A 12591-nucleotide genomic window follows, 5' to 3' on the forward strand; every position below is an offset into this window, starting at 1 on the left:
TCGGACAGTTCATAGGCAAGGCACCCCTGGGGGCCACTTTTGTCACGAGTCACGACTACGACGAGGCGACCGGCGTCAACCCTGCCAGCCGGTCCTGGACCAGCCAGATGAAGACTCACAGTCTTTCGTCAACCTGTAGGGTTCGTCCACCCCGGTCAGCCGGCGCTGCCGCTTCTTGACGATCTGCGGCTCGAAGGTTCCGGCCACGTCCCGGGCACCCTGACCTCGACTGGGCCGACGTCGGTCAGCACTGTCTTGGCGCGGGTGCCGTTGCGACTGTTGCCGTTGTTCTTCCCGGCCGGATCATGCTTCTCGTAGCCGACGTGATCGGTGATCTCGCCTTCCAGGGCGGACTCCAGCACCCGCTTGGTCAGCGGCTGCAACAGCCCGCCCTCGCCCATCAGTTGCAGACCCTCACCGCGGGCCCGGTCGACCAGCATCGCGATCAACTGCTCGTCCGACGTGGCCGCACCGACCGACTCGACTACGGGCTCTGGCTCGATCGTCATCTCACTCACTTGGCGTCTCCATGATCAACAGATCGGCCGTTGATTAGACACTCCCTGGCGCCGCACCACGACACGCCTGGTGACGATGGAGCCGCCTCCGGGATCCCCATGGGGACCGTCGTGAACTTTCAGCTGGGGAATATCGAGAACTTCCACAGGTTCCAGCTGGTCCAGGCCGCGGTTGACGGCGAAGGTCTTGCCGCAGCCCGACGCCCCGTAGACGCACATCATCGCCCGCGCATCGACCGTGTCCGCGATGTTCTCCCGCGCCCGCAGCAGCGCCTTGGTGGCCACCGCTTGCGCATCGGGCAGCTTCCGGTACAGGTAGTGGTCTCCCTCGGCCGGAGGCAACTGGCCCGTCACCGGTCCACCTCCTCATCGGATGCCCGCGTCGTGTCAGCCGGTGTGGCGGGCCAGCATGTGGCGCGCAGCGAGGCCGGGGTGGCCCAGTCATCCGGCGGCGCGGCGGGCGGGATCAGGTTGGGCAGCGCGAGCTCGGCCGCGCCGTGCAGCCGCTCCTGATCGGCTGCACGGCGCGGCCTCGCTCAGCGACCCCAGTTGCCGGGGCATCTCGGCCCGGTGACCGCCGCGTACTGGATACGGGTCTGCTCGGCGGCCGCGGACATGGCACGGGCCAGACGCTTTTCTCGGCCGCCTTGCGCCGGCGGTGCGCCCTGCGCTGCTCGTCGGTGGCGGCGTCGGATGAGTGGGCAGGGCCCAGATACCTTCCTGATGCGGCCTCGAACACCTCGATCTCATGGTCGTGGTGTGGGATGACGCGGACACGGACCTTGCATCCCGCCTCCGCCTCGCCGTGTATCCACTCCCCCACGACGTACCGAAGAGGCAGGACAGACTTCGAGATTCGTCGCTGCCTCAAGCGCTACCTCGCCCGACGCCTCTTATCACCACCTCAACATCGCCGCTTCGGCGGACGTGGTGGTTGACGGGACATAGAAGCTCACAGGGGCGCTCACCCGCCTCCCGCCGCGCGGGCGGTGGGAGGCAGGGGGTGCGGGGTTTCAAGGTGGGGTCGGCCGTCGGGGTCCGGCAGTACCTCGTGCGCCTCTCAGGCACCGACAGCCGTGCTGATCGGCTTCAGGTGCGGTTCATGAGGTGTGCTGGACTTCGATGACGGTTTTGCCTCGGGCACCGCCGCGTTCGACCTTGAGCAGGGCGTCCGTGGTTTCGGCCAGCTGGTAGACAGTCTCGACGACGGGCCTCAGGTGACCGGAATCCGTCATGGCGGCGATTTTGGTGAGCTGTTCGCCGTGCGGGCGCATGAGGAAGCTGCGTGCTTCGACGCCCCATTGGGCCTTCTTGGCCTCGGCGTCGGGGATGGGCACTGTGGAGACCAGGGTGCCGCCGGACTTGAGGACCTGGAAGGAGCGTTCCTGAGTCTCCCCACCGATGGTGTCGAAGACGACATCCATGTCGGATACGGCCTGCTCGAACTTCTCCGTTTTGTAGTCGACGATACGATCGGCGCCGAGAGCGCGGACGAGTTCCACGCTGTCGCCATCCGCCGTGGCCACTACTTCGGCACCGAGGTGCTTGGCGATCTGGACGGCCACCGAGCCCACTCCGCCGGCGCCACCGTGGATCAGGACGCGTGTTCCGGCCTTCACGTCGGCCTGTTCGGTCAAGGCCTGCCATGCGGTGAGTGCGACCAGAGGCAGCGAGGCCGCCTCGGTGTAGGAGAGTGCTGTCGGCTTGGCGGCGATCAGGGACTGGTCCACGGCCGCGTACTCGGCGAACGCACCGCCCACCCGGGGGTCGACCCGCGCGAAGACCTGGTCGCCGACCGAGAACCGGTTCACCTCGTCACCGATGGCCGTCACCACGCCGGATACCTCGTTGCCGATAACCTGCGGCTGCGCGGGCTGCCCGGTCGCCATGAAGCCGTTGACGATCAGGTAGTCCACAGGGTTGACCCCGGCGGCGTGGACCTGGATGAGGACGTCCTGGGGGCTGAGGACCGGAACGGGGACGTCGGTGACCATCACCACGTCGCGGACCTGTCCGTACTGGTTGATGACTGCTGCCTTCATAGCGAACTCCTTGATCGTGCCGTTGTCTGCTGTCGAGGCGGTGGGGCCGGTGCGGCGGGCGGTGGGCGGTGGGCTTGGGCTCCGATCCGCTGCCCCCGGGACCTCGGGGGCGGGAGGGTCCGTCGTGTTGCGGGTTCCCCCGGAACGGCGCGCGGCGGGACGACCCGCTTGCTCCCGAAGCCCGCTCAACGACTGGACGGCATCCTCTTAGACGCCAAGCTGAGGTGGAGGCACCAGGCACCCGATGGCGGGGCCACTGGCCCTGATCACCTACCGGTTCCCGGCTGGTGCATTGACCAAGGCCGGCGAGGCGAGGAACTCGACCCATTTGGGCCCGGCGGCCTTCTTCGTGCTGCTGGCCGAAATCGAGTCGGACGGGCCCGTTGAACATAGTGACGCGCTTGCCGGGGGGCCCGATGGGAGTAGGCGCTATGCCGACGTCCATCCCCTTGGACTCGGTGTAGGTATTCATCATCCAGGACCGGCGGTATTGATCGCGGCCTTGCCGACGGCGAAGCTGTCGGAGAGGTTGCCGTCCACCGTGGTCTCCAGCTTGGGCATGTAACCCTTTGCAGGAGCGCCGCGATCACGGTCTGGGAACCTCTCCGCGGATGACCAGATAGAACGCGACGAACCCGATCAGGACCAGCGCAACGAACAGCAGCGCGCTCCTCAGGTCGTTGCGGTGCCGTGGTCACATTGACGGCGCCGCCACCGGCTACGTGGTGCTGGTGATGGACGGTCACGACTTTGAACTTGGTCAACCAGTCCCGGCCGAGTCGGTGCCCGGGCAACCCTGGCCGGCCCGGCCAGCCGTCGGAGTGCGCTGGCAGCAGGCCCACCGGCCGTGGCTCGTCGAGCAAGTCCAGTTCGGCGGTCATGGCGCCCGCGTCCGCTACGGCCACCAGGTCGTCCTCGCTGAGCCAACCGAGATCGGCGCCCCAGTGCACGACCGTGACGACTTGCCGCAGATCCAGCACCAGTCCGACCCCCGCAGCGCGCAACTGCAGCACCTGGACGCCGGGGTGGTGTAACGTTAAATCTCGGTGTAACGTTAAATCCATGGCCTGAACGGTAGGCCACGGCCGCCAAATGACGCTAGAAATCATTCGATAACAATTCAGCAACCCCTGCTGTGCCGCAGCTTCGAGATGCACCGCGAACCGGTCGGCAAACGCATCCGGGTCACTGTGGCACTGGCCGACGACCGGGCTGGGACGCGGCGGATGGCAGACGCCCTGAAACGGCAAGTTTTAAGGACGCGGTAGATCACGAGGGGGGTGCTGACCAGAATCGTTCAGCAGAACGCGACGGCGGGAGTGGGGCTCGGCCGGCGCCCAGGACCCCCGCTTCGGCGACGTCCCGTCCTTATGGCGGGGCTCGACGACCGGGTTCGCGTCAAGCGCGTCAGGCGCCGTGATCTGCGCTCACGGCGGCGGGATGCCCGGCCTCGTGCCGCACCAGCATCGACAGCAGCTCCGCGACGGTGGCCGGGGCGTCGGCGGGATGACGCAGCATCCGGTCCGGAGCGATCCGGTAGACGTTCGAGCGGCCCTCCCGGACATGGGCGAGGTATCCGCCCTCCTCCAGGTCTGCGATGCCGCTGGAGCTGGGATCGGCTCCGGGCAGACCCGCTGGCGGCGGGCTGGAGCGGTGGCAGCAGGTGCCGAGTCTTCGAACCGCTGCACCGCATCCTGCTGGCCGAACTGAACGCGCACGGCGAAATGGAATGGTCCCGCGCGTGCGTGGACGGGTCCCGCATCCACGCGAAAAGTGGGGGAGCCGCGCGGTCCGTCGCCGGGTCGACGCGGAAGACACAGCAAACATCACCTGATCTGCGACGAACGCGATACCCCGTTCAAGGTCATCACCACCACTGGCCAAGGTCAACGACGTCCCCCAGACCCTCGCTCTCCAACACCAATCGCCGAGAGCTGTGCAGGCGGCGGATTCTGCCGCTCATCTCCCGCAAGTGCGCACCGAACATCAGGGCCTCGGCAAAACTCCGCTACGTCGTCGAGCAGACCTTGGGCTGCGGAGGGGTGGTGTCTGCCGCAGACTGAGAGGGGGTGGGTGGTGGTTGCGGGACCGCGAGTGACAGTTGGAGGGTGTCATGGCAAAAGAAATTCCCGAATCCTATCTGATCCCCCGGGAGGAGTACCGGAAAGAGCTGGTGGACGCGTTGAGGGATGTGGTTCCGACGCTGGAGGCCCTGGCGGACTGGGCGTCCGTGAAGGACAAGTTCGTGCCGCTGGTGGCCGAGGAGGGCGGGCCGGAGGCGATGGAGTCGGATGCGACGGCTTTCGGGCTGGAGGCGCTGCTTAAGAATCTCGAGAAGGTGCTGAACAATCCCGACGGGCAGCGGACCGCGTTCTGTCAGATGCTGGCGCTGGTGCGGATTCCGGAACCGGAGAAGACGGCTGAGCTGGAGGACGTGAGGGGCCCGGAGACGTGGTTCTACTGGAACGACCAGGGAACGATGAAGTTCGCTCCGCTGCCGGACGACGGGATATGGGAGTGGACGGAGACGGACCCGCGAGCCTCCGGCGGTGCTGTGACCCAGACCGTTACCGAGGATAAGACGGCCCAGGGCGCAGCCGTCTCGGACCCGGTGGACTACACCTACAACCCCGGCTGGCTGATGGGCACCATGGGCGGAAAATGGGTATACCGGCAGAAACAGGCCGGCTACACGGCTGACGCACTCGCCCAATACCCCGAGCAGTGGACAGAGACCCAGCCCCCAGCACGCGTCGAAGGCGCCCCCGCGGCCGAACCGGTCCTCCAGCGGGTACAGGACGCCGGCTATTCAGACATCACCGAATTCACCGACACAGTCCGCCAGATCCTCAAAGGCTGGGGCCAGGCCCCACCCCCCGACCTGCAAAACCGGGTGAAAGCCGAAATCCAGCGATCCCACATCAGCACATAGAACCGCCGACCGCCCCCTGCACCCAGCGAGAGACCGCAGGGTCCCCGGCCACCGATCCGCAACGCACACCACCGCGCAAAGCCACGACTGCAGCAGCCGCATACAGGTCACCAAAGCAGCACCCCGCTTCCACACTCGGAGGCAGACAATGTCACCCCGAGGAGAAGAAGAAGTCCCCTCCGCCCCAGCAACAGAGGCCGCAACCGCCACCAGCGGCTCCGGCTCCAGTGGAGCAGAAGGCTGCGGACGTGCAGCTGGCCGCAGACGCACAGCTGGCCGCTCTATTGCAGCCGGAAGAGACCGCGCGGGCTGTGGCTGCAGTAGGCCCAGCAGTAGGGATCGCTTTGCAAGGCCGCGCTGCCGCAGCAGCAGCAGCGGCGGCAGCACCAGAAGGACCGCCGCCACCACCAGACACACAACCAACACCACCACCAGAAGAAGACACAGAACCAGCACCACCAGAAGTGAAATGGCAGCAGCCTCCGGGCCAGCCGCGGGCAGGAGGATGGCCACCGCCACCGGTGGCAGCTCCCGCACCCGCAGCCGCACCCGCACCGGATTTGGGACTTGGCTGGGGTGACGATGCGAAAGGGGGGCCTCGGAGAGTGAGACGACCGCCGCGCTGCCGCATGACCGCGCCCCATTCACAATCAAGGTCGAAGACAAAACGGGGCTGATTGAGCACAATAACGAGGTGAGGAAGCGGGTTCATCACGCGAGGCCCGCGCCGGTGTGGTTCGCCGTCGGGGCGCTCGGCGCCGACGATGTTGTCGTGCTATCTGGAACCCCCGATTTCGGCGATAGGCCGCAGTTTATTGTCCTCTCGCCCGGTTTCGCCGCATTGTCGGCGGACGGCAGTTTCACGCAGTGGCCCGCCTCTCCTGGAGACCGCCGTGCAACATATATTCTCAGGCCACACACCGCCCGGCCGAGGCGGCGATGAAGGACATGTTCCAGAAGATGGGGTCGGCGAAAGCAATTGAGGTGCAAGCCATTCCCTCTGCGGCTGCAGCCTTCGGCAGTCCACCCCCGGACCTTTTCAGCGCGCTCAGCCACGCGGTGTACGGGCCAGCAGTGCTCCGCTATCTCAAACTCACATCTCTCTCTGGCGAGAACCTTGAGTGGGCAGCCGCCTGCGAAGAAATCCTGCAGAACAATAAGATGCCCCGCAGCGGAGCTCTCGCCTCGCTCGGCGAACCGCTCGCCATTGACAGACGCGTCCGAAGGATCCAAGAAATAGCTTCCGGCCAACAATACAACCTCCCTGGCAGGGATAGGCAAGAGATGAACGGGACGGTTCAAGACAACAACCCGCAGCTGTTCATTCAATGTCTGACTTCCTTGCGCGACACGGTCTGGGACTCTCCAAGATGTTTATGGCAGCCAGCTGGCCACCCTTGCACCAGCCGAGCGGGAGAAGATCTTCGAAATCGGTTCCCCACGCTGAACGGCAGACGGGCTAGCGGCGTTTCGGCGTGGCAGTGCCCCAGCACACGGACTAGCGTGATCCACAGAGCAGTCGTGGTTCCGAAGTCGTTCGCCCGCGGTCACTTGCCCGCGGGCGCTTTGCTGTACAGCCCTCTCCGGACCAGGGCGATTACCTCCGGGCCCGCACGGTGCGGGCCCGGCCCCCCTCGAAGGAGACAGACATGGCCAAGGGCACTGTGAAGTGGTTCAACGCGGAGAAGGGCTTCGGCTTCATCGCGCAGGAGGGCGGCCCGGACGTCTTCGCTCACTACTCCAACATCGCCGGTCAGGGCTACCGCGAACTGCAGGAGGGCCAGCACGTGGAGTTCGACATCACCCAAGGCCAGAAGGGCCTCCAAGCGGAGAACATCCGCGTCGCCTGACCCAGCACCCGAACAGGCCGGCACCGTGGAGGGTGCCGGGCCGCCGTGTCTGGCCGCGCTCAGCCATTGAGCCGAGCGCGATGTAGTTGAGCACCGACCGCCTGCCGGTGCATGGATGCGAATGCGCAGCCGGTGAACGCCTTCCGTTCTCGTGAACATTGGCCGTTCAGGTCGCTGGGGTGTCTCCCGGAGTCATGAACACTTGCTGTCGGAAGTCGGTGAACAAAGGAGCCAGCCCGGCGGAGGCTCACTGGAACTCTTTCATCCTGTGCTCCCGGGGGTGAGGAGGTCTGGTCAAGGTTGGTGACAGAGCAGAGCCCCTGGTCGTTGGCGGTGTTGATTACACTGGACACTGCCGACACCCCGGGGGCCCTGTTGGTTCCGTATCCCGCCATGCTCGATGTCCCGTACGAGCTTGTCGAGCATGTCTCCTGGCTCATCTACGCCCGAAGGCGTGAACTGCGCTCTCCCTGGCGGAAGTTGAGCTGCTTCAAGCAGGCCCTGCTCACGCCGGCCCATCTACGGAAGAACGAGACGTTCGCCCAGGTCCCAGCCGGGTTCGGCGTCTCGGAGACGACGGCATGGCGGTACGTCGACGAAACCGTCGAGACGCTGGCCGAGGGGGCGCCGGGGCTTCGTAAGGCGCTCGTCGGCCTGGGCGAAGGCGACTCCGTCATCCTGGACAGCACGCTGATCCCGACCGACCGGGTAGCTGCAGACGAGCCGTACTACTCGCAGAAACACACACAGCACGGCACGAACGTCCAGGTCGTCGCACGCCCGGACGGCACCCCCGATCTGGTTCTCCCGCGCGACACCAGGACGGACTCATGACCTGACCGCGGCCCGCGCCCACGGCATCGTCCAGGCCCGTCTCACCCGGCAGGTCGGCCTCGTAGACCACGACCTCATCGACCGCGGTGTGGCGCAGCAGCGCTGATGCGGCATGAGTGCGGATGATGACGGTGTCGCCGTCGACCAGATGGTTGACCGGGCGGATCACCGGCAGCGCCTGCTGGGTGAAGCCGACCCGCCCCACGGGCACGCTGGCTAGCAACGCCAGGCACTCCTCCCGTCCCAGCTCGCTCATCCACACCGCGGAGACGACATCAGGCCCATCCCTCATGGCAACCTCCAGCGGCTGCTGCCTGACGGCACACTCCGACACCCAACGATCTCCTCCTGCGCGCCGTGGTGGCTAGGGCCGTTCGGCCTGGACAGCTGCGTTGATTCCCCGCATGCGTGTGCTGGTGGGTGTCTGGGGCAGACATTCCACGTGCGATCTCTCCAGCATCGGATACAGCGGAGGCGCCCGGCGAACGCGTTCCGCGGGTGCGAGCGCAACCACCAGGCGGCAGACACGGGACGGGCAGGTCCCTCGCCGGATCCGACCACGGAACTGCTGCGGGAAAACGAACAGCTCCGGCGGGCGATGGAAAGCCGGCCGGTCATCGACATGGCCCGCGGTGTGCTGATGGTCGGCTGCGCCTGCCGGCCGGAGGAAGCCTGGGAGATCCTGGCGACCGTCTCCCAGCACGCCAACGTCAAACTGCGCCACGTGGCCGAAGCAGTGACAGCGGCCGCGACCGGCAACCCGATGCCAGCCTCCTGCAGGAATGCCTGGCGATGACCGTGCGGGCGTGGCAGGCCGGGTCCGGGCGCGAGTCGTCCGGGTAGCTGCACCGTGTTCCTCCTCAGGGGAGGGCTGCCATGCCCTGGGGCCGCCTGTCCCGGTCGACCGTGTCGAGGATCTTTCGGGCCTTCGGCCTGCAGCCCCACCGCTCGGAGACCTTCAAGCTGTCGACGGACCCGTACTTTCGTGGACAAGGTGCACGACGTCGTGGGCCTGTATACGGACCCGCCCGAGCGGGCGCTGGTGTTCTGCATGGACGAGATGACGCAGATCCAGGCCCTGGACCGCTCCCAGCCGGTGCTGCCGATGATGCCGGGGGTTCCTCAGTGGGTCACCCACGACTATGTCCGGGCCGGCACCACCACCCTGTTCGCGGCACTCGAGGTCGGCGCCGGGAAAGTGATCGGATCCCTGCACCGCCGGCACCGGGCCGAGGAGTTCAAGAAGTTCCTGATCAAGCTGGCCCAGGAGATCCCGGCAGATCTGCAGGTGCACCTGATCCTTGACAACTACGCCACCCACAGGACGCCGGCCGTCAAGACCTGACTGATCGCCCACCCTCGATTCCATCTGTACTTCACGCCTACCGGCTCGTCCTGGCTCAACCTCGTGGAGCGGTGGTTCGCAGAACTGACGAACAGACAGCTACGACGAGGGGCCCACAAGAGCATCCAGGCCCTCGAGAAGGACATCCGCACCTGGATCGCCGCATGGAACACCGACCCCAAGCCCTACGTCTGGACCAAGACAGCAAACGAGATCCTCGAACGCCTCGCCAGTTATATGCACAGGATTCCTGACTCAGAAGCCTAGCCCCACTCAGGGAACTCATGCGGCCGGCAGGTGCGTGCCGGGGCGGCCGGGGCGCCGGCCGTTGACGTCGGCCGCATAGGCGTCCTCGCAGGTGGCGACATACCCGCAGGGCTGCTGGCCCTTCTTGACCAAATACATTGCCATGTCCGCGCCCCGCAGGATCCGGGAGGCGTCGGCCGTAGCAGGCAGGACGGAAGGCCAGGCGGCACCGATGGACACGGCCGGGCGCAGGGTCTGGGCGCCGCAATCGATCGGCTGCGTCAAGTACTCGCGCAGCGTGCGGACTTCACGGCCGAGGTCGGCCGCCGGCAGCAGGACGGCGACGCCGAACTCGTCGCCGCCCATGCGTGCGGCGAGGCCGTCGCGGGCCTGCGCCCAGGTGTCGAGCCTGCGGCCGATCGCGGCGATCAGGACGTCGCCGGCGGCGTGCCCAAGGGTGTCGTTGACGGCCTTGAGGCCGTCGGCGTCGGCGACCAGGACGTGCATCTGCTCGCGGTCGGCGGCGACGAGGTCGTTGATGCGATCCAGGAGAACGTCCCGGCCGGGAAGGCCGGTCAGCGGATCGCGGCGTGCGGTGCGCAGCTGGCGGCGCACACGGACGTCGTCGGCGAGGACCACGGCCAGGGCGAGCGGCGCGGCGACCGCGGTGACGGCTGTGATCGTGCCGGTGGGTAATGCCACGCGGGCGAGGGAGGTCATAATGAGGCTCCGTCTCGTCTCGTACGGGATGGGTGAGCCTCGGGGCGGGCGGCTGGGTTTGAGACGCGCTGTCGTCCGGCCCGGGGCGTGACTACGTGCAGGGCGCGGTTTTGGCTACACACCACGACCAGGTGAAGCCCTCGCTCCTCGGGTGAGAAAGGGCGTCGGTCATCGCCCCGATGCTGATCGGTGACCGTGGCCTCGCATACACGCCGGGGCTGGGGCCTGTTCTTCTGGCGCTCGATGCAGACGGACAGCGGGGGGTCGACGACAACTGGCGACGGCGGGCATGCCGTGCCGCCGGGCGGCTTCGAGCAGTTGGGCGCGGGGGTCCTTGGCGTACACGCTGGTGGCGTTCTCCGTCAAGTTTTTCTGTTCAGCCTCCCGGAGGCTGAACAGTGAGCCGTCCAGCGCCAGGACCAATGTGCATGATCAATGGTCAGCGGCTGTCCGATGCAGCACTGTTGCGGGCAGGTGGCCGGCAGCGCGCTGATTCCACTCACGTGCTGGCCGCGGTGTGCACGCCGAACCGGATGGAGTGGGTCGGTGAAACGCTGCGGGCAGCGCAGCTCTCTCGGCCCCGCGCTCCGACCCCGAACGGCATGCGCTGCGGCACCCTCCCCCGGCCCCAGCGGGCGGCCAGGTCCAGCAGCTCCGTCGCCTCTGGCGGCACCGGCAGTGCGAGGCTCAAACCCCGGAGTGTGTAGGGGGTTTGGACTGCGGTGTTGCGGTCTGCAGCGCGGGTGCGCAGCAGACCGGCCGGGGTCATCTGCATCTCTAACCGCAGGGCCAGTTGCGCCGCTTCGTCGCATGCCGTCACCTCGACGACACCGCCACCACCTACGTGATGCTGGTGGTGGACGGTGACGACATTTGCGGCCGCGCAGATCCAGCAACAGTCCGACCCGGGCAGCACGCAACTGCAGTACCGGCACACTGGGGAGCGTAGCGTCAAATCCTGGTGTAACGTTAAATCCCATGGTCCGAACCGTAGCCATGGCGGCCACATGACGCCAGAAATCACTCGATAACAATTCAGCAACGCTGTGCAAGCGGGATCCGCACGGGCGTTGGCGGCTACAGGCCGCGGGCGTCGGCGACGTCGGCAGCCTGGTCGATCATGCGGAGGGGAGTGCGGCCGCTCGCCCAGGCGTCGTTGAAGCCAGGGACGGAGTCGACGTAGTCGCCGAACGTGCGCCGGATCGCGTCCATCAGCACGTTCACGGTGCTGCTCTCCAGGCCACGGTCGCCGCCGGTCTCGGCCTGGATGGCTCCGAGCATGCAGCGGGCACCGTCGGCGTCGACCAGCCCATCCTTGCACCAGCCGCCAGTGATCAGGCGGTGGCAGGCGCGGTGCTGGAGGGATATGCAACCGGCGTCGGGTACAGGTCCGGCAGCGACTGGACGGTGATATCGGCGAGAATCGTGACGACGTCGGCCAGGTCGACGGGTTGGGTGTCGAGGTACGCGGTGTTGACCTCGTAAGCGACCGCGGCCTCGTCCAGCCGGACGGTCATCGCCGCCTTGGTGAACTCCAGGCGTTCCTCGAGGGACAGGTGCGCCGGCGATGTGGCGGTCTCGGTGCGGTGTTCTCTGGCGGGACCGGGGCCATGTGGGGCATCGGGGCTCCAAGCGGGAACGCCGAAGGGCGCCGCCAGGATCGTGTCCGGCGACGCCTTCGCCGTTGTGCGGCAGGTGAGTTGGGGGTTGGCGGGTGGGTAGTCACCGCACCTGCGCCCGGGCATCCTTGCCGATCCGGCCCTACCGGCGGTCAGCACAACGATCCCTCAGTCGTGCTGACCGCCGGTAGGGCCATTCGGGCCCTGTTCATCACCCTTGGCCCCGATGCGCGCTGTGTGCTGGTCGGTGTGGCGTTCAACGGTTGAACTGGCCCCGCATTTCCAGGTCGAACTGGCCCCACCGACGGGGCGCGTGGGAGCGTTCGGGGGTTGTTCCGGCTTGAGTTGGCCCTTGGAGCCGCCCGGACCAGGGCCAGGCAACAGCAGACGAAGAACTAGTGTCCTGCGCCAGTAGTTGATCGTTAGTAGGTGTGTGACTTCTGCTGCTGGTGCGTCAGTTCCCCGTCGGGGCCCGAAGCTGGAAC

Annotated in this window: 9 protein-coding genes and 5 pseudogenes; 6 read left to right on the top strand and 8 right to left on the bottom strand. The window is 66.8% G+C overall.

The window, feature by feature from the left end; all coding sequences use genetic code 11:
- Positions 1-141: 141 nt before the first annotated feature.
- From ACGFYN_RS46785 to ACGFYN_RS46795, 3 genes and pseudogenes are all read right to left on the bottom strand, one after another.
- A pseudogene (locus tag ACGFYN_RS46785) lies at positions 142-440 on the bottom strand (transposase); the annotation flags it as partial.
- A gap of 93 nt (positions 441-533) precedes the next feature.
- Positions 534-872, bottom strand: coding sequence for a hypothetical protein (locus tag ACGFYN_RS46790; protein WP_393872088.1), 339 nt, complete (start codon positions 870-872; stop codon positions 534-536).
- Positions 873-1618: 746 nt separating this feature from the next.
- Entirely contained in the window at positions 1619-2560 is a 942-nt protein-coding gene (locus tag ACGFYN_RS46795; protein WP_393872089.1) for an NADP-dependent oxidoreductase, read from the bottom strand.
- A gap of 782 nt (positions 2561-3342) precedes the next feature.
- Here ACGFYN_RS46795 and ACGFYN_RS46800 point away from each other — a divergent pair.
- The 4 genes and pseudogenes from ACGFYN_RS46800 to ACGFYN_RS46815 all read left to right on the top strand — a co-directional run.
- The gene (locus ACGFYN_RS46800) at positions 3343-3594 is read left to right on the top strand and encodes a hypothetical protein (RefSeq protein WP_393872090.1); all 252 of its coding nucleotides are present in this window, start codon (positions 3343-3345) and stop codon (positions 3592-3594) included.
- A 1079-nt stretch (positions 3595-4673) separates the two neighbouring features.
- The gene (locus ACGFYN_RS46805) at positions 4674-5492 is read left to right on the top strand and encodes a hypothetical protein (protein WP_393872091.1); all 819 of its coding nucleotides are present in this window, start codon (positions 4674-4676) and stop codon (positions 5490-5492) included.
- 1649 nt (positions 5493-7141) lie between these two features.
- The gene (locus tag ACGFYN_RS46810; protein WP_393872092.1) at positions 7142-7342 is read left to right on the top strand and encodes a cold-shock protein; all 201 of its coding nucleotides are present in this window, start codon (positions 7142-7144) and stop codon (positions 7340-7342) included.
- 333 nt (positions 7343-7675) lie between these two features.
- A pseudogene (locus tag ACGFYN_RS46815) lies at positions 7676-8231 on the top strand (transposase family protein); the annotation flags it as partial.
- Between the two features lie 57 nt (positions 8232-8288).
- Here the strand turns inward: ACGFYN_RS46815 and ACGFYN_RS46820 are convergent.
- Positions 8289-8468, bottom strand: a pseudogene (locus ACGFYN_RS46820) (pyridoxamine 5'-phosphate oxidase family protein); the annotation flags it as partial.
- A 150-nt stretch (positions 8469-8618) separates the two neighbouring features.
- Between ACGFYN_RS46820 and ACGFYN_RS46825 the strand changes: the two are divergent.
- Both ACGFYN_RS46825 and ACGFYN_RS46830 read left to right on the top strand, forming a co-directional pair.
- A complete protein-coding gene (locus ACGFYN_RS46825) occupies positions 8619-8972 on the top strand; it encodes an ANTAR domain-containing protein (protein WP_393872093.1) in 354 nt (117 codons plus the stop codon).
- 95 nt (positions 8973-9067) lie between these two features.
- Positions 9068-9788: pseudogene (locus ACGFYN_RS46830) on the top strand (IS630 family transposase); the annotation flags it as partial.
- Positions 9789-9803: 15 nt separating this feature from the next.
- Here the strand turns inward: ACGFYN_RS46830 and ACGFYN_RS46835 are convergent.
- The 4 genes and pseudogenes from ACGFYN_RS46835 to ACGFYN_RS46850 form a co-directional block, all read right to left on the bottom strand.
- Positions 9804-10487 (bottom strand): GGDEF domain-containing protein, encoded by a 684-nt coding sequence (locus ACGFYN_RS46835; protein ID WP_393872094.1) that lies wholly within the window; start codon positions 10485-10487, stop codon positions 9804-9806.
- A 613-nt stretch (positions 10488-11100) separates the two neighbouring features.
- Positions 11101-11496, bottom strand: a pseudogene (locus tag ACGFYN_RS46840) (hypothetical protein); the annotation flags it as partial.
- A 68-nt stretch (positions 11497-11564) separates the two neighbouring features.
- Positions 11565-11768 carry a hypothetical protein gene (locus ACGFYN_RS46845; RefSeq protein ID WP_393872095.1) on the bottom strand — a complete coding sequence of 68 codons (204 nt, stop codon included), beginning with the start codon at positions 11766-11768 and terminating at the stop codon, positions 11565-11567.
- A gap of 53 nt (positions 11769-11821) precedes the next feature.
- Positions 11822-12232, bottom strand: coding sequence for a hypothetical protein (locus ACGFYN_RS46850; protein WP_393872096.1), 411 nt, complete (start codon positions 12230-12232; stop codon positions 11822-11824).
- Positions 12233-12591: the final 359 nt, after the last annotated feature.

The organism is Streptomyces sp. NPDC048419 (assembly GCF_043200415.1).
Lineage (GTDB): Bacteria > Actinomycetota > Actinomycetes > Streptomycetales > Streptomycetaceae > Streptomyces.